We start from the raw sequence: 16,467 nt of genomic DNA on the forward strand, positions 1-16,467 counted from the left end.
GGTGGCTCAGCTGCGGGAGACGCGGGGGGCGTAGCCCGCGTCGGTGAGGGTCTGTAGGACCAGGTCCGCGTGCTCGGGGCCACGGGTCTCGACGCTGATCTCGATCTCGACCTCGCTAATCTGCAGGCCATGCCCATGGCGTGTGTGCAGCACCTCGACCACGTTCGCGTTCGCCTCCGCGATGAGGTCAGCGATGCGCGCCAGCTGGCCGGGGCGGTCCGGCAGGCCGATGCTCATCTTGAGGTAGCGCTCCGAGGCGGCGAGCCCGCGGCTGATCACGCGCTCCATCATCAGCGGGTCGATGTTGCCGCCCGAGAGGATGACAGCGGTCGGCCCGGCATCGCGAATCTTCCCAGTGAGGATCGCGGCGATTCCTGCCGCCCCGGCCGGCTCCACCACGAGCTTCGCCCGCTCCAGCAGCACCAGCAGCGCACGGGCGATGTCGTCGTCCTCGACCGTGACGACCTCGTCGACGAGATCGCGGATCATAGCGAAGTTGAGCTGCCCGGGCTTGGCCACAGCGATACCATCGGCGATGGTCGGCGTGATTGTGATCGCGGTCGGCTCACCGCTCGCGAGTGAGAGCGGGTACGGAGCCGCGTTCGCCGCCTGGACGCCGATCACGCGGAGAGTACGCCCCTCGCGGGCTGCCATCTGCTTAGCCGCCGATGCGACTCCGGCGATAAGACCACCGCCGCCAATTGGAACCACGATGGTCTCGACTCCGGGCGCCTGCTCGAGGATCTCGAGCCCGAGGGTGCCCTGACCGGTAATGACGTCGGGGTGATCGTACGGAGGCACGAACACCGCGCCGGTGCGCTCGGCGAACTCGGCGGCGGCTGCCAGTGCCTCGTTAAAGATGTGGCCGCTCAGCACCACGTCGGCCCCGTAGTCGCGGGTCGCCGCAAGCTTGGGCAGGGCAACTCCGATGGGCATGAAGATGGTGGCTGCGATGCCGAGTTCCCGCGCCGCGAAGGCCACGCCCTGGGCGTGGTTGCCGGCCGACGCAGCGACGACTCCGCGGACACGCTCCTCCGCAGACAGGCGAGAGAGCCGGAATACTGCTCCGCGAATCTTGTAGGAGCCAGTGCGCTGGAGGTTCTCGCACTTGAGGAAGACGGGCGAGCCGAGCACCTGCGCCAAGAAGGTACTCGTCTGCATAGGGGTGTCGGTGATCACCGGCGCGATGACGGCGCGGGCCGCCTCGAACTCGTGGAGCGAGGGTCCGACGACGCGGCTAGTCTGCATGCTCTGCGGCAACTTTCTCAGGGGTAGGGGCGGGCGGGCGCCAGGCTCCGCTCGCAACATAATTGACCATGACGTTGAGGGTGGCGACGAACGGCACCGCGAAGAAGGCGCCGGCGATACCCGCGACGATCGAGCCGCCGGCGACCGCGAGGACGACGGCGAGCGGATGCACCTTCACCGCGGAGCCCATGATGAGCGGCTGGAGAATGTGGCCCTCGAGCTGCTGCACGCCGAGCACGACGATCAGCAGGATCAAAGCGATCCATGGTCCGTTATAGATGAGCGCGACGAAGACGGCGAGCGCGCCCGTCGCGACGGCACCGATGACCGGAACGAACGAACCGAGAAAGACGAGCACGCCGATCGGGATGGCGAGGGGGACGCCGAGGAAGAAGGAGCCGAGTCCGATGCCGACCGCATCGACGAACGCGACCAAGATCTGCACCTTGACGAAGTTGGTGAGAGTCACCCAGCCTGCGCGCCCCGCGCCGTCGACGGCTCCGCGCGCGCGGTGCGGGAACAGGCGCACCACCCAGGCCCAGATGGCGGGGCCGTCGATCAGGATGAACAGGGTCGAGAACAGTGTGAGCAGAACGCCGGCCAGCACGTGCCCGACGGTCGAGCCCACACTGAGCGCTCCGTTGACGAGCATCCCTGAGTCTTGCTGAAGCGCCATCAGCGCCTGCTGCCCATACTGGTTCAGGTCGCTTTCAGACAGGTGCAGCGGCGACTGCAAGAGCCACGACTTCAGGGCGTCGTAGGACTGGACGGTCTGCCGGCTGAGGTCATCGAATCCCGCGTACACCTGAGTGACGACCAGGAAGAGGAGCCCGCCGATGACGAGGACGATTCCGAGTTCCGAGACGACCACGGCAAGCCATTTCGGCCAGCGGTGGCGCTGCAGGAAGCTCGCGAACGGCACGAGCAGCGCCGCGATGACGATTGCCACGAGCAACGGGATCACGATCAGCCGCAGCTCGATCACCAGCAGGGCGAGCACGGCCAAGGCCGCGACGAGCACAAGGATCCGCCAGGCCCATGCCCCGGCAATTCGCACGCCGTCAGAGACGAAGGCGGAGTCGCTCACGAGGACTGGAGCAGGCGAGGTCGGGTGAGCAGGAGCGGACGCAGCACGGTCGACGGCGCGCGGGCGGGAGGTGCGGCGGGACCTGCCGAATCTCATCTGCTCAGACTAGGCCCCGGCGCATTCCGCGGGCGGTATCCACGGGAGTCCTCAGAGGCTGCGCCCTGCAATGCCTCGTTAAGCGGCGCATCCGCCCAGCGACTGTCGGAAGCGTTCGCTAGCGTGGGCGGACCATGACCGAGCAGCTCTCCCCCGCGCTCGCGCGCCGCATCGCCCTCGCCGCGCAGGGCCTCGGTGCGCCCCGGTCAGCGCGGGTGGGTGCCCGCCAGGTGCAGGCAATTGTTGACCGTATCCGCCCGCTCCAGCTCGACTCGGTGAACGTCTTCGAGCGGAGTCACTACCTGCCGCTCCTCGCCCGCCTGGGACCTTACGACCGCTCACTCCTTGACACTCTCGCGTTCACACCCGACGGTCCCTATCTCGAGTACTGGGCGCACGAGGCCACCCTTATTCGCCGTGACGACATCCCCCTCTACCGCTGGCGCATGGAGCACTACCGCCGGAAGCGACTCCCTGAGCATGAGGGCTGGGCCGCGGACAACCGCGCAACGCTCGACTGGTTGCGTGCTGCGTTGGCCGATGGGCCGCTCCGCGCCTCCGACATCGAGCACGAATCGAATGTCCGCACCGGCCCCTGGTGGGGATGGTCTGACATCAAGCGCGGCTTGGAGGTGCTGTTCCGCTGGGGTGAGGTCGTGACCGCGGGGCGCACGCGCTTTGAGCGCTCGTACGGACTGGCCGAACAGCTGCTCTCTCGCGAGGTGCTCGAGACCGAGCTGCCGGTCGCCGACGCCGTCCGTGAGCTGGTGCGGCGGGCCGCTCAGGCGCACGGAATCGGTACGATCGGCGACCTTGCCGACTACCACCGGCTGCTGCAGGCGCCGACCCGCGTGGCGGTCGATGAGCTGGTCGAAGCCGGCGAACTAGAGCGCGTCGAGGTACGCGGTTGGGAGCGAGGAGGACGACCGATCCAGCTGTGGCGGCACATCGAGGCCCGCCGTCCGCGCGCACTCCGGATCGACGCGTTGCTCTCGCCGTTCGATCCGGTCGTCTGGCATCGCCCACGAGCCGAACTGTTCTTCGACTTCCACTATCGGATCGAGATCTACACGCCGGCCGCGCAGCGGGTGCACGGGTACTACGTCCTCCCGGTCTTGCTCGACGACGTGATCGCCGCGCGGGTCGACCTCAAGAGCGACCGTGGCCGTCGCGTTCTGCTCGTGCAGGCTGCCTGGGTGGAGCCGGGAGCACCCGCCGAGACTGCCGAGCGTCTCGCCGTGCTGCTCGTCGAGGCCGCGATCTGGCAGGGTCTCGAGGCCGTCGAGGTAGTCGGGCGAGGCACCCTCGCTGCCGCACTCGCTACCGCACTCGCCGCTCGCGGAGTCCTCCTGTGAGCCGCACTACCCCTGGCGAGGGGATGCTCGCGCTCGCGCTCTCCGAGAAATGCGTCACGCTGCTGCTCGAACGAGGCACAGTCTCGGGTGTTGGTACGAAAGAGCTGGCGCACGCGGCGGGCATCTCGCTGCGGACCTTCCACCGCTACCTCGGTGGTAAGGAGGACTGCGTCCGACCGGTCCTCGCCGCCGCCATCGCCGCGATGGGGCGCGCCCTGCTCGGGCGTCCCGCAGCCGAATCGCTCAACACCGCACTGGCCGAAGCCTTCGCCGTTGCCGCGTCCGGACCGCAGCTCGACCGCACCCTCCGCCTGATTCCGCTGCTCACCGAGACGCGGGCGATGCGCTCGGTGTGGGCACAGTCCCTGCACGATGGCGAGGAAGCGCTGACTCCGTTCCTTGCCGAGCGGATGGGGCTGGCGTCTGCCTCCCTGCCCCGCGCGGCCGTACTCGCCACGGTCGTGCTGGCCCTGGTGCGCCGTGCGCTCGTCGATGCGGCGGTGACCGGCGCCGATCCCGCTCCGGTGTTCGCCGAGTACCTGGCGACGCTCGACGGCGGTCCCCTCGCCCCTCCTGCCGCGTGACTTTCCCGTCCGCTGACGTTCCGCGCCACTTCTCCTGCACTCCTTTCTCGACCGGCTAGCGTGAGGTGATCTCGCGTACTGGCGAGGCTCCGCGGGGGCGGGAAGGACAACGGGGATGATCGCGTTCGACGACGACGTGGCCAGGAGACTGGCTACCGGAGCCCGCACGCTCGACGAACTCCTTTATGCGCAGTCCCGCGCGCGTCTCGAGGCTGTCGGCGATGCGCTACACGACTTCGCAGGGGGGCACCGCGTCCTGTTTGAAGCAGCCGTCGCCGCGGAGGCGCTCGACCGCACGATTCTCGCGCGCCGTCTCGACAGTCTCGCCCGGCAGATCGAAAGGATGCGCGCCGCGGCCGAGCGCGAGCGGCAGCGACAGGCGGCAATCGCGCTCTGGGAGGCGCAATGCGCGCAGTGGCACGAGCACGCAGAAGACATGCCCGCGGCGGAACGCGCCTGGGGACCGCCGCGCGAGCCACACGAGTCGGTCGAGGCGCTGCGGCCGCTCACAGCGGCGTTCTCCGCGCGGTCCCGCGAGCGCTCCGGGGGTCGGTCGGGCGATCGCACCTCCGCTGATCCCGAACGGCTGCGCTCCTTTGCTCAACGGACGCGGTCGAGCGGCGTGCGACTCCTCGAACTCCTCGACGAAGTACAGGTGGTGTGGCGGCGCTTCCAGGAACAGTGCTCGTGGGCGCCGGTGGGCAGAGTCACAGCGTTCAACGGTCTGCGCGAACTGATCGCCGAGAACGACGCCGACGCCGACTGGATGGACCGAGTCGCCGCCGCGTTCGAGGCCGCGGGTGGCGGAAGCCTCTCCTCGGCTGCCGTGCAAGTGGCCTGCGCTCCCTCGCTCCACCTCTCCGATCCGCTCCTGCTCTCGACCCTCGCGACCCTCGACCCTCACGACGTGAGTACCCTCTGGGCAGCCCGACCCGAGCTGCAAAAGGAACTGCTCGCTCTCGACGCCGCGGGCGTGAACAGTTGGTGGCACACGCTCGACGGCGAGCCCGGAACGCTCTCGCCGCGGCAAACCGTGCTCCTCGATGCCTGCCCGTCGCTATTCGGCACCCTCGAAGGCATTCCGTACGGCGCCCGCGACCGCGCGAACCGCGCCGCACTGACCGCCCGGATCGACGCCCTTACCGCCGAGCGTGACGCAGCGCTGCTCCGAGCCGAGGAGGTGCGAGACCGGCCGGGGGCATCGACGCTCGAGATCGCAGCGGCCACCACCGCGGTCACCAGGGCGAACGAACGCCTGCGGCCGCTCCTGAACATCCGAAAGAGCCTTAACCGGGAACCACTCTCGGCCACCCGTTATCTGTGCTCCTTGACGGACGATGAGCCGCCGCTCGCAGCGGTGAGCATCGGTGACCTGGATACGGCGACGACTGTCGTCTACGCGGTACCCGGGATGGGAACCACGACGAACGACATGAGGTCGTGGTGCAAGGCCTCCCAGAACATCGCCGATCTCCTCGACGAGCAGAGCGCTATCGTCGCGTGGATCGGATACGAGACTCCGCCAGTACCGGACGTCACCGACCCGGATCCCGCTGTGCTCGACAATCACCACGCCGAGATCGGTGGCGCCGCTCTCGCAAACTCCCTCCGCGGCCTCGCCGCGGTCCGCCATGACGATCCCGTCGTGCCCGACATCATCGCGCACTCCTACGGCAGTACGACCGCCGCCTTCGCGATGCTCGAGAACGACGTCCACGTGGATGCTTTCGTCACTCTCGGTTCCGCAGGTCTGCCACCCCAAGCAGACGAGGCGTCCGACTTGCACGCGAATGCGGTCTATTCCGGTCAAGCCCGCCCCCGGTTGCTGTGGGAGCAAGAGAGTGGCGATGAAGCAGCGTGGATGGGACGCTCGCTCCTCTCCGAACATCAGGTAAATCCGATGAAGCTCAGCTTCGGCGGCCATCCGTTCGGTGTCGAGACTGGAGGAGACGCTGGCCGGGTCGTGACAGACCATGCCGCCCTGATGAGCGACAGCGGGCCTCGTGTCGGGTACTTCGATAAGGGCAGTGAGGCGGTCTGGAACGCCGCGCGGGCCGTCACGAGGCGTGATGACCTCATCACAGAGAATCGCCCACTTGGATTTACTAACCACCAGCACGCTGTCACGGAAGATTTTACCCATGCGCCGTGACGCGTCCCTTATCACTGTCGTCCTGATCACCCTCGCCATCCTCGCGATCGCACTAATCACACGATTCCCCCTTCGTGCACAAGAAGAACGGCTGATCATGACACCGCAGCAGACTCGCATCGCCCTCGTCTCGTTCGTCCGGGACAGCACACAGCAGCTCGACATCGACGGCTGGTGGCCCAGAAACGGACCGGCGAGCCCCTCCGACTGCACCTTCGCGAACGGCGACCCAGGTGCTGTCTACGATTTCGACCTCCTCGCACCCCGCGGACCGGACGAACGCACCGACCCCACACGAGCAGCGATCCGCGAGCATTCCGCAGACGTCGTCGCCGACTACTGGCGAAGCCTCGGCATGACCGTCACCATCCTCAGCACCGACGCACGGTACCCCACCGTCTACGCCGACGGCGGACCCGTCCACCGAGCCAGCTTCGCCACCGACGGACCGGACGACTCTTACTTCATCGGAGCAACCTCCATATGCGTCCCAGGCAACGCCGATGAGCTTTTGGACGACGACGACGCAAAGCGGGCAGCAGGCGTCGTGCTGCCCGGCGACGAAGGAACCATCGACCGCAACGACCCACGATGGTCCGAAATGTCCAAACCTCGACCATAGCGAGCCTGCGGAGAATCCGGTCGCCCCATGCTCTGCCCGCAGCCCTTCATCCGACGCGACGACATCAGCAGCGCACCCTCCGCCGACACGAAGACCGAGCGCCGGGAGCTGTCGCTCGTGCCGCTCCTGGTGATCACCGCCGTCCTGCTCGCAGGCGCGGTCATCACCACCGTCAGCTCCCGCCCACCTACCGAGGAGAACCCGATGAACCCGCAAGAAGGCCGCGCCACCATCGTCGACATCATCGTCAGCACCAGTCAGAAGCTCGACGTCCGCGGATGGTGGCCCCGCAGCGGTGCTGCCGCTCCGAGCACCTGCACCCTCCCGGACGAGACCCGGGGTGCGAGTTACGACTTCGACCTCTGGGCACCGCGCGAACGACAGGGCGAAAACGAGGAACTCCGCGCCGAACAACGTGAACGTGACGCGCAGATTGTCGCCGACTACTGGACAGAACTCGGCATGACCACCCGCATCGCCGCCACCCCGACACGCTTCCCCACCGTGTACGCTACCGGCGGACCAATACGCAGCGCCTCCTTCGACACCGGAGCGGCCGAGCACGCCTATTAGATGAGCGCGCAAGCACAATGCTCACGCGGCGACGTCACGGATTTATTCGCGGCGGACGCGGCACAGCGCGACAAAGGAATCAGCCTCCCGGGAGACGAGGGCGCCCTCAAGTGGGACGACCCCCGCCGGGCGGACAAGAACACCCCCGTCCCGTGATCCTCGTTCAGCGCAGTCTTCCGACAAGCCCGCGCGCTCTCGCTGATATCCGCTCAGACCACGCCGGCGCTATCGAAAAACCGGGATGCTGTCACGGAAGATTTCACTCGTGCGCCGTGACATGCCTCTCATTACAGTCGTTCTGATCACCCTCGCCATCGCACTAATCACACGATTTCCCCCTCAGGCAGAAGAAGAAAGGCCGACCCTGACACCTCAGGAGAATCGCATCGCCCTGGTCCAGTTCGTCCGCGACACGGCACAACAGCTCGACATCGACGGCTGGTGGCCCAGAAACGGATCCGCCTCCCCCTACGACTGCACGCAGGCGAACCGCGATCGCGGTGCCCGGTACGACTTCGACCTCCTCGCACCCCGCGGACCGGACGAACGCACCGACCCCACACGAGCAGCGATCCGCGAGCATTCCGCAGACGTCGTCGCCGACTACTGGCGAAGCCTCGGCATGACCGTCACCATCCTCAGCACCGACGCACGGTACCCCACCGTCTACGCCGACGGCGGACCCGTCCACCGAGCCAGCTTCGCCACCGACGGGCCGAACGACTCCTACATGGTTGGAGCGACGTCCTACTGCCAACCGGGCGACGTGACGAGCATCCGCGACAACGACGACGCAAAGCGGGCAGCAGGCGCCGTGCTCCCCGGCGACGAAGGAACCATCGACCGCAACGACCCACGACGGTCCGAAATGTCCAAACCCCGACCATAACGGGCCGGAGGAGAATCCGGTCGCCCGGCGCTCGGCAAGCAACCTTTCATCCGACGCGACGACATCGGCCATGCACCCACCGTCGACGCAGCGCAGCTAGAAGCGCGAGCTCATCTCGCTCAGGCGGGACACACGATCTGCGATCGGCGGGTGGGTCGCAAACATGCGGGCCACAATGCCCGGCCTGGACGGATCCGCGATCCACAGGTGCGCCATCGAGCTGTTCTGGCGGAGCATCGGCCGGCCCGTAGCCTCGAGTTTCAGCAGGGCGCGGGCCAGCGCATCAGGGTGACGGGTGGTCAGAGCGCTCGTCGCGTCGGCTAAGTATTCGCGCTGGCGCGAGATCGAGAGCTGCACGACGGTCGCCACGACCGGAGCGATCAGCATCGCGACCAGGCCGACGATGAGCAAGGCAGGGTTGCCGCCTCCGCCGTTATTGCCACGACCTCCGAAAAACGCTAGCCGCAAGAAAGCGTCAGAGAGGAAACCCACCGCGACGACCAGACCGAAGACAACCATCGAGACGCGGATGTCGTAGTTGCGGACGTGTCCGAGTTCGTGAGCCATCACGCCTTCCAGCTCTGCGTCGTCCATGATCGCGAGGAGCCCGGTCGTCGCAGCGACGACTGCGTGTTCCGGGTCACGGCCGGTCGCGAAGGCGTTGGGTGCCGGATCATCAATGATGTAGACCTTCGGCATCGGCGTTCCGGTGGCGATCGAGAGGTTTTCGACGATGCGATATAACCGAGGCTCGTCAGACTTCTCGACCATGACGCCGCCACTCAAAGCGACGGCCTGACGCGCAGCGAAAAAGTACTGGAAGAAAGCATAGGCGGCGGCCGCGACGAGAACCACAACGACGATGGTCGTGCTGCGGTACACGGTGGCCGCCAGAGCACCGAGCCCACCGATGATCGCTAGGAAGAGCACGACGATGAGCACCGTGTTGCGCTTGTTGCGAGCAATCGCGCTGTACACGGGGGCCGCCTAGAACTGCACGCGGGGAGGTTCCGAGATTGCGGCGAGATCGCCGACCTCGAAGAACTCACGCTCGGAGAAGCCGAGTCGACGCGAGAACAGCGTGTTCGGGAAGACCTTCACCTTGGTGTTCATCTCGCGAACGCCGCCATTGTAGAAGCGCCGGGCAGCCTGGATCTTGTCCTCCGTGTCGACCAGCTCACCCTGCAACTGAAGGAAGTTCTGGCTCGCCTGAAGCTGGGGATACGCCTCCGCCACGGCGAAGATCGACTTGAGCGCCTTCTGCATGTGGTCCTCGGCGACCGAGGCCTCGGCGGGGCCCTGTGCCTGAAGGGTCTCGGCGCGTGCCTGCGTGACGGACTCGAACACCTGCCGCTCGTGCGAGGCGTAGCCCTTCACCGAGTCGATCACGTTGGGGATCAGGTCGGCCCGCCGCTTGAGTTGAACGGTGATGTCGCTCCACGCCTCGTCGACGCGGACGTTGAGCGTCACGAGAGAGTTGTACGTCGCCCAGAGGTAGACCCCGAAGAGCACGACGAGCACCACGACGACGATGAGCGGGACAAGCCATTCCATGGCATCCAGTGTAAGGAGAGGATACTTCTCGACGCTCTCGATGAGGCGCATTCGCAGGAGGCGGCAGCGCGGCGAGAAGGTGAGGCGAGTCCCGATGCGAGCTACTCGTGAAGCAGGGCGAGAGCGCGGTCGAGGAAGGCGAGGCGTTACTTGAGAGTCTTTTGCAGCAGGACCGTGCTGAGCCAGCGCTCGAACTTGAAGCCCACGCGACCCATGCGGCCAACCTCGACGAAGCCGAACTGCGCGTGCATCGCGAGCGAGGCCTCCGCGCCCCTATCGGCGATGACGGCCATGACCTGCCGGATGCCGACGGCTTGTGCACGCTCCAGCAGCTCGGTCATGAGCACCTTGCCGAGCCCCTTGCCCGTCGCCGCCGCACGCAGATAGATCGAGTTCTCGACCGTGAACCGATAAGCGCGCTTAGACGACCACGGCGATACCATCGCGTAGCCGAGGATCTGGCCGGAGGGCGACACGGCGACGATAAAGGGGTGCCCGAGCTTGTTGCTGCGAGCGAACTTGGTACGCCACTCCCTCAGCGTCGAGTCGTCCTCGTCGAAGGTGACGACGGTGTTGCGCACATAGTGGTTATAAATCTCACGGATGTCCGGCAGGTCGATTTCGCGGGCCTCGCGGATCTCGAATGAGAAGTCTGGTTCCGGCGGCAGGGCCTTCCGCAGGTGCGGCGGCAGCACGCGCCGCTTCTCGTACTCTTCCTCAAGCATGTGTCTCCCTGTCGACTCCGCCCGTCAATCCGAGCCAGCGTAACCGCCCGGACATTGCCCCGCTCATGCGAGTGCACTCCAGTCGACCGGCTCCGCCCCGCGCTCGATCAGCAGCTCGTTCGCGCGGCTAAACGGGCGAGAGCCGAAGAAACCGCGCGACGCCGACAGGGGGCTCGGGTGCGCGCTTTCGACTACTCCTGCGCCGCCGAGCAAAGGACGCAGCGACGCAGCGTCTCGGCCCCAGAGGACTGCGACCAGAGGGCTCTCCCGTGCAGCAAGGGTGCGAATCGCATGCTCGGTGACTTTCTCCCAGCCTTTGCCCCGATGAGACGCCGGAGCACCGGGCGCTACTGTCAGGACGCGGTTAAGCAGCATGACTCCGCTCGTCGTCCAGCCGCTGAGATCGCCGTGCTCGGGAGCGGGGACACCGAGATCATCGCGAAGTTCACGGTAGATGTTCTGCAGACTCCGGGGCAGCGGGCGCACATGTCGCTCGACGGCGAACGAGAGGCCGATGGGGTGCCCGGGCGTCGGGTACGGATCCTGCCCGACGATGAGCACGCGCACGTCCTCGAGCGGAGTGGCGAAAGCGCGAAGGACGTCGCGCCCCGCGGGGAGGTACCGTCGCCCTTCCGCCACCTCGCCGCGAAGAAAGTCACCCATCGCCGCGATGTCGGGGCCGACGGGAGCGAGTGCGCGCGCCCAGCCCTCATCAATGAAGCCGGCGGCGGCGAGTTGCGTGAGGTCCACGGGTCAGCTCGCCGCGAGAGTGGCGACGACCACTCCCGCGTCGCTCCCGCTCACGCGCCAGGCCGACCCGGCGCCGCCGACGCGGAGGGCGCCTGTCCCGACGATGAGCACGGTCGACTCGTCAAGCGCGACTCCGCCGTCGACCAGTCCGGCCTCGACGGCAGCCACGAGACGCCCGAGCGTGCCCCATTGGGCAGCGTGCACATCGATCGAGACGTCGACCAGGCCGATACCCTCACGCACTGTCACCTCGTCCAGTTCCTCAGCCACCGCCTCCGGAGCGACATCGACGCCGCCGATGCGATGGCCGCCGACGATCGCCCGGTCTGCCGCGACAGCCGCTCCTGCGGAGTAGCCCGCGTAGGGAACGCCGGAGGAAACGAGGTCGCGCAAGCGGGGGAAGCAGGCTTCGAGGGCGTCGCGATAGGCAGGAGTGAGACCGCCACCGACGAAGATCCCGTCGACGCCGTCGAACACCGAGGGATCGATTCGCCCGCCCTCCGGCTTCATGACGGCACACGGCTCCAGCGCCCCGACCGAGGCGAGCAGCGCAGAATAGGTGGAGTACGCCTCGAGGCCGAGGCCGTCGTGCACGACGACGATCGCGATGCGGGGGCCCTCGATGCGGCCGGCGTTGACCGCACGAGCACGCGCCTCCGCCAGGAAGGCTCCGTACAACTGCTGGTCGTGCTCGGCGCCGCCTCCGCCGCCGATCAGGTGGACGCTCATCGGTCGTCCTCGGCAAGGGCTCCGTCCACCGGGGGCAGAGCCGACCAGGGGAAGACGATCCAGCGCGGAGTGCGGCGCCAAAAGAAGTCAGGCTCGAGAACCGTCCGCGGCTTCGTATAGAGGGTGACGGTGCGCACCTCGGCGCCCATCGCGCGAAGTAGCGTCACCGAGAGGGCGAGGGTGTGGCCGGAGTCGGAGACGTCGTCGACCAGGAGGATGCGCTTGCCGCGGACCGACGCCTCGTCAAGCAGCGTCGGCAGCACGACGGGCTCCGCCAGACGCGCCTCGACGCCGGTGTAGAACTCGACGTTCAGGGCCCCGCAGCTCTTAATGCCGAGCGCATAGGCCACGGCGCCCGCGAGCAAGAGTCCGCCGCGGGCGATGGCGACGACCAGCTCCGGGCGGTAGCCGGACGCCACGACGTCGTCGGCCAAGTGGCGTGCTGCATCACCGAATTCGAGCCAGCCGAGCACCTCCTTCTCCGCGGCGGCGAGGAGGGCGGCGGAGTCGTCGGCGTCGGAAACCATGAGGGACAGGCTAGGCCGTCGCGGGCCTTCGCGTCACATCGCTCAGGCGCGCGGTGCCAGAGGCGCCCGCGCCACCTTGTGCGCGGCCGCCTGAGCGACCGGCTTGATGGTCACCAGGTCGAGGTTGACGTGGGCGGGCAACTCGACGGCGGAGACGATCGCGGCGGCGACGTCCTCGGCGACGAGGGGATCGGTGACACCCGCGTAGACGGCGTCGGCGAGTTCGCGGTCGCCGCGGAAGCGCAGCAGCGCGAACTCATCGGTGGCGACCATCCCGGGAGCGATCTCGATCACGCGGATCGGCTCCCCGGCCAGCTCCAGCCGTAGCACGCCGACGAGCGCGTGCGCGGCGAACTTGGAGGCGTTGTAGCCGCCTCCGCCCTCGTAGGAGGTGTGCCCGGCGATCGAGGTGACGGTCACGATGTCGGCGGAGGAGCCGCTCCCCTCGATCCCCGCACGCAGCAGCGGGAGCAGCGCGCTGATCACCAGCTTGACCGCGAGCACGTTGATCTCGAACATGCGGCGCCAGTCCTCGGGGTCCGACGTCTCGATCGGATCGAGTCCGAGCGCGGCGCCCGCGTTGTTCACCAGGGCGTGCACAGGCCCTGACGCGGCGAGATGGTCGCGCATCGCGTCGACCTGGGCGGCGTCGGTGAGGTCGGCGACGAAGAACTCGGCGCCCGTCTCGGCGGCGAGCGCCTCCAGACGGTCGCGCCGGCGCGCGACAGCGACGACCTCCCAGCCGTGCTCTCGGAACAAGCGGACCGTCGCCGCTCCGATCCCCGAACTCGCTCCTGTCACCACAACGCGTCGACCCACGCCCGTTCCCTTCCGTCAAGCCTTGGACACCCTCGACCCCGTCGTCGCAGCCCAACGCTAGTCTGGCCGCGTGCCGCCCGCCGACCCGGCCCCCGCGACCGCCGGGACAGCCGTTGCTCCCCAGCGCCGCGTGCCCCTCTGGGACAACGCGCGCTTTCTCTGCGTGACTCTCGTCGTGATCGGCCACGGGATCCAGCGGCTGACGGCCCATTCGGACACCTCGCTCATCGTCTACTTGACGATCTACGCCTTCCACATGCCGGCGTTCGCGATCATCTCGGGCTACTTCTCCAAGAGTGGGGCGCCGAGTGCACGGGCGATGCGCCGGGTTCTCACGGACATCCTGCTGCCCTACCTGATCATGGAGACGATCTGGACGCTCGTACAGTTCCTGGTCGAGGGCAAGCAGGAGTTCAACCCGACCACGCCGAGCTGGACGCTGTGGTTCCTGCTCGCTCTGGGCATCTTCCGCCTGGTCCTCCCCTATCTGACGCTGCTGCGCTGGCCGCTGCTGATCAGCGTGATGCTCGCGGTCGGGGTCAGCTACTACGACAACATCGACTCGACCTTCTCTCTCGCGCGCGCGATCGGGATCCTGCCGTTCTTCGTCTTCGGCTGGCGGCTGCGCGGATTCGCACCGGGCGGCCGCTCCGTCGTCGAGTGGTGGCTGGCACAACCGTCCGCGCGAGTACTGGGAGCCCGGGTCGCCGCGGTCCTCCTCTTCGCGGTGGCGACGGTCGTGATGACGGTCAACATTGAGGCGTTCCGCGCGGTCGACCTGCGGTTCTGGTTCTTTTACGACCGCCCCTACGACGCTCTCGGCGAGACGCAGTGGTGGGCCGGCCTGGTGCGCCTGGCGCTGATGGTGGCCGCCGTGGTCCTCTCGCTGGCGCTGTTCGCCCTCGTTCCGCGCCGACGTACGCCGCTCACTGCGTGGGGCCAGTCGACGATGTACGTCTACCTCTTGCACAGCTTCGTCCTCTATCCGCTGCGGGAGTCGGGGCTCCTGTCCCGGACGGAGAGCACGCTCGCGCTGGTGCTGATGATCCTGTTCTGTATCGCCGTCTCAATCGCCCTCTCGCTGGGCTGGACGCGCACCGTCTTCCACCGGCTGGTCGAGCCCCGCGCAGCCTGGCTGTTCGCCCCAAACGCCGACGCGCGACCGCCGCGACCGGACCGCGCCGACCCCACCGGAGCAAAGCGCGACCGGCAGCCCGAGCGACGCTGACCGGCATTACCCCGTGTTTCGGGGACCCTGGCCGCCGTGCAGGGGCGCGCGTACGCTCATCGCGACGGAGAAAGGCCCCGTCCTCGACCCCGATGATCCGATGGGAAGAATCATGACCGACTCCGAGAAGTGGCAGTTCGAGACCAAGCAGATCCACTCGGGAGCCGCACCGGACCCGGTGACCAGGGCCCGCGCGACACCGATCTACCAGACCACCTCCTACGTCTTCGACAGTGCAGAACACGCGCAGAACCTGTTCGCGCTGGCCGAGTTCGGCAACATCTACACCCGCATCCAGAACCCGACTCACGCGGTCGTGGAGGAGCGCCTCGCTGCTCTTGAGGGCGGCTCCGGCGCCCTACTGCTTGCCTCGGGACAGGCTGCTGAGACGGCGGCTGTGCTCAACCTCGCGCAGGCCGGCGACCATATCGTCTCTTCCTCTTCGATCTACGGCGGCACCTACAACCTCTTCAAGTACACCCTCGCGAAGCTGGGCATCGAGACGACCTTCGTCGAGGACCAGGACGACCGGGAGGAGTGGCGCCGCGCGGTCCGCCCGAACACGAAGCTGTTCTTCGCCGAGACCATCGGCAACCCCAAGATCAACATTCTCGACATCCGCACCGTCGCCGACGTGGCGCACGACGCGGGCGTGCCCCTGATCGTCGACAACACCATCGCGACGCCGTATCTGATTCGCCCGTTCGAGCACGGTGCCGACATCATCGTGCACTCCGCGACCAAGTTCCTCGGCGGGCACGGGACCGTCATCGGCGGCGCGATCATCGACGGTGGCCGCTTCTCGTGGAGCGAGAACGCCGAGCGCTTCCCCGGCCTGACGACCCCGGATGAGTCCTACCACGGCGCTGTTTACACCGCAGCGGTCGGCGACTCCCTCGCCTACATCGTCAAGGCCCGCGTGCAACTGCTGCGTGATCTTGGCGCCTCCATCGCTCCGGCGAGCGCCTGGCAGCTCATCCAGGGCATCGAGACCCTCTCACTGCGGATCGAGCGCCACGTGCAGAACGCGCAGGAGATCGCGGAGTATCTCGAGAACCACTCCGACATCGCGTCGGTCAACTATTCCGGCCTACCGACCTCGCCCTGGTACGCGGCGGCGAACCATTACGCCCCGAAGGGGGTTGGCGCGGTCCTCTCGTTCGAACTCACGGGCGGAGTGGATGCCGGGCGCGCCTTCGTCGACTCGCTCACGCTGTTCTCCCATCTCGCGAACATCGGAGACGTGCGCTCGCTGGTCATCCACCCCGCGTCGACCACGCACTCGCAGCTCTCGCCCGAGCAGCAGCTGACCGCCGGCGTCACCCCCGGTCTGGTGCGCCTGTCGGTCGGCCTCGAGAACATCGACGACCTGCGTGCCGACCTCGACCAGGCCCTCCGCGCCGCACATACGTTCGTCGAAACCTCCCGCGCGAACGCCTAACCCCTACCAGCCGTCTCGCGAAATGTCGCGAGATCCCCAGGGCCGGACGAGGTTGCCTGCCACTGCGTGGAATCTCGTCCGTTCGGTG

Annotated in this window: 17 protein-coding genes; 8 read left to right on the forward strand and 9 right to left on the reverse strand. The window is 67.4% G+C overall.

The genetic code is table 11. From position 1 onward, the window contains the following. Positions 1-6: 6 nt before the first annotated feature. Together ilvA and B0H03_RS12910 are read right to left on the reverse strand one after the other, a co-directional pair. Positions 7-1,248, reverse strand: a complete 1,242-nt coding sequence (gene ilvA, locus B0H03_RS12905) for a threonine ammonia-lyase (RefSeq protein ID WP_104264258.1) — start codon at positions 1,246-1,248, stop codon at positions 7-9. After that, on the reverse strand, positions 1,238-2,431 hold the full coding sequence (locus B0H03_RS12910; RefSeq protein WP_104354316.1) for an AI-2E family transporter: 1,194 nt from the start codon (positions 2,429-2,431) through the stop codon (positions 1,238-1,240). The genes ilvA and B0H03_RS12910 overlap by 11 nt, the downstream gene beginning before the upstream one ends. Before the next feature lie 134 nt (positions 2,432-2,565). On the opposite strand from B0H03_RS12910, the gene B0H03_RS12915 reads away from it, so the two are divergent. From B0H03_RS12915 to B0H03_RS12940, 6 genes are all read left to right on the forward strand, one after another. Further along, on the forward strand, positions 2,566-3,786 hold the full coding sequence (locus B0H03_RS12915; protein ID WP_104354317.1) for a winged helix-turn-helix domain-containing protein: 1,221 nt from the start codon (positions 2,566-2,568) through the stop codon (positions 3,784-3,786). Beyond that, a complete protein-coding gene (locus B0H03_RS12920) occupies positions 3,783-4,370 on the forward strand; it encodes a TetR/AcrR family transcriptional regulator (protein ID WP_127843939.1) in 588 nt (195 codons plus the stop codon). The genes B0H03_RS12915 and B0H03_RS12920 overlap by 4 nt, the downstream gene beginning before the upstream one ends. A 115-nt stretch (positions 4,371-4,485) precedes the next feature. Next, positions 4,486-6,522, forward strand: a complete 2,037-nt coding sequence (locus B0H03_RS12925; protein ID WP_104354318.1) for an alpha/beta hydrolase — start codon at positions 4,486-4,488, stop codon at positions 6,520-6,522. Then, entirely contained in the window at positions 6,512-7,144 is a 633-nt protein-coding gene (locus B0H03_RS12930; protein ID WP_104354319.1) for a hypothetical protein, read from the forward strand. Before B0H03_RS12925 ends, B0H03_RS12930 begins: the two co-directional genes overlap by 11 nt. Positions 7,145-7,171: 27 nt before the next feature. Next, a complete protein-coding gene (locus B0H03_RS12935; RefSeq protein WP_104354320.1) occupies positions 7,172-7,717 on the forward strand; it encodes a hypothetical protein in 546 nt (181 codons plus the stop codon). Positions 7,718-7,994: 277 nt separating this feature from the next. After that, a complete protein-coding gene (locus tag B0H03_RS12940) occupies positions 7,995-8,606 on the forward strand; it encodes a hypothetical protein (protein WP_127843940.1) in 612 nt (203 codons plus the stop codon). Positions 8,607-8,702: 96 nt separating this feature from the next. Here the strand turns inward: B0H03_RS12940 and B0H03_RS12945 are convergent, their stop codons facing one another. The 7 genes from B0H03_RS12945 to B0H03_RS12975 all read right to left on the reverse strand — a co-directional run bounded on the left by B0H03_RS12945 (position 8,703) and on the right by B0H03_RS12975 (position 13,710). Continuing rightward, positions 8,703-9,584 carry a M48 family metallopeptidase gene (locus B0H03_RS12945; RefSeq protein ID WP_104264250.1) on the reverse strand — a complete coding sequence of 294 codons (882 nt, stop codon included), beginning with the start codon at positions 9,582-9,584 and terminating at the stop codon, positions 8,703-8,705. A gap of 9 nt (positions 9,585-9,593) precedes the next feature. After that, positions 9,594-10,160: a LemA family protein gene (locus B0H03_RS12950; RefSeq protein ID WP_104264249.1), complete on the reverse strand. Its 567-nt coding sequence runs from the start codon at positions 10,158-10,160 to the stop codon at positions 9,594-9,596. 146 nt (positions 10,161-10,306) lie between these two features. Next, positions 10,307-10,885: a GNAT family N-acetyltransferase gene (locus B0H03_RS12955; protein ID WP_104354322.1), complete on the reverse strand. Its 579-nt coding sequence runs from the start codon at positions 10,883-10,885 to the stop codon at positions 10,307-10,309. 63 nt (positions 10,886-10,948) lie between these two features. Further along, on the reverse strand, positions 10,949-11,635 hold the full coding sequence (locus B0H03_RS12960; protein WP_104354323.1) for a uracil-DNA glycosylase: 687 nt from the start codon (positions 11,633-11,635) through the stop codon (positions 10,949-10,951). 3 nt (positions 11,636-11,638) lie between these two features. Continuing rightward, entirely contained in the window at positions 11,639-12,364 is a 726-nt protein-coding gene (locus B0H03_RS12965) for a Type 1 glutamine amidotransferase-like domain-containing protein (protein WP_104354324.1), read from the reverse strand. Continuing rightward, positions 12,361-12,891: a phosphoribosyltransferase gene (locus B0H03_RS12970; RefSeq protein ID WP_104354325.1), complete on the reverse strand. Its 531-nt coding sequence runs from the start codon at positions 12,889-12,891 to the stop codon at positions 12,361-12,363. The genes B0H03_RS12965 and B0H03_RS12970 overlap by 4 nt, the downstream gene beginning before the upstream one ends. A 42-nt stretch (positions 12,892-12,933) precedes the next feature. After that, positions 12,934-13,710 carry an SDR family oxidoreductase gene (locus B0H03_RS12975; protein ID WP_241560420.1) on the reverse strand — a complete coding sequence of 259 codons (777 nt, stop codon included), beginning with the start codon at positions 13,708-13,710 and terminating at the stop codon, positions 12,934-12,936. Positions 13,711-13,780: 70 nt separating this feature from the next. On the opposite strand from B0H03_RS12975, the gene B0H03_RS12980 reads away from it, so the two are divergent. Continuing rightward, on the forward strand, positions 13,781-14,938 hold the full coding sequence (locus tag B0H03_RS12980) for an acyltransferase family protein (RefSeq protein ID WP_241560421.1): 1,158 nt from the start codon (positions 13,781-13,783) through the stop codon (positions 14,936-14,938). Between the two features lie 112 nt (positions 14,939-15,050). Beyond that, positions 15,051-16,379: a bifunctional o-acetylhomoserine/o-acetylserine sulfhydrylase gene (locus tag B0H03_RS12985; RefSeq protein WP_104264244.1), complete on the forward strand. Its 1,329-nt coding sequence runs from the start codon at positions 15,051-15,053 to the stop codon at positions 16,377-16,379. Positions 16,380-16,467: the final 88 nt, after the last annotated feature.

Origin of the sequence: Rathayibacter iranicus NCPPB 2253 = VKM Ac-1602 (genome assembly GCF_003149025.1) — a bacterium.
Taxonomy (GTDB): domain Bacteria; phylum Actinomycetota; class Actinomycetes; order Actinomycetales; family Microbacteriaceae; genus Rathayibacter; species Rathayibacter iranicus.